Here is a 551-nt window from a genome sequence, read left to right as displayed (position 1 = left end):
GGTCTCCTTTGGACCAAGACCGAACTGGTGTGGTACGTCGACGGCGCCGAGGTCTACCGCCTGGCCACGCCCGCCGACATGCACCAGCCGATGTACATGGTCACCAACCTGGCGATCGGCGGAGACTGGCCGGGAAGCCCGGACGCCGGTTTCGTGGGCGCCGACTACAAGATCGACTACATCCGCGCCTATCAGTTCGAAGGCGAAGCCAACACACCGGTCCTACGAAACGTGATGTCCGGCGAGAAGTGGTCGATGACGCTCGACTCCTCTGCCGACGATGTCGTCCTCAAAGGCACATTGAGCATCAACGCCACCGGCAACGCCAAGGACAACGTCCTGACCGGCAACGACGGCAACAACACGCTGGACGGGCGCGAAGGCGCCGACACGATGTCGGGCGGCAAGGGCGACGATACCTACATCGTCGACAATGCCGGCGACGTCGTCATCGAGAAGCCCGGCGAGGGCACCGACCGCGTGATGGCGAGCGTTTCCTACAAGCTGACCGACAATGTGGAGAACCTGATCCTCACCGGCACCGCCGACAT

The 551-nt window shown here is 63.2% G+C and carries 1 protein-coding gene; it reads left to right on the top strand.

Annotated features, from left to right (window positions below; genetic code table 11):
• Positions 1-551, top strand: a 551-nt coding sequence (locus tag H7A85_RS20670) for a family 16 glycosylhydrolase (protein ID WP_210270285.1), incomplete at both ends; no start/stop codon positions are given.

It is taken from the genome of Aureimonas sp. ME7, assembly GCF_903970965.1.
Lineage (GTDB): Bacteria > Pseudomonadota > Alphaproteobacteria > Rhizobiales > Rhizobiaceae > Aureimonas.
Note: the sequence above shows the minus strand (reverse complement) of the source record. Positions and strands in the feature narration are given on the sequence as shown.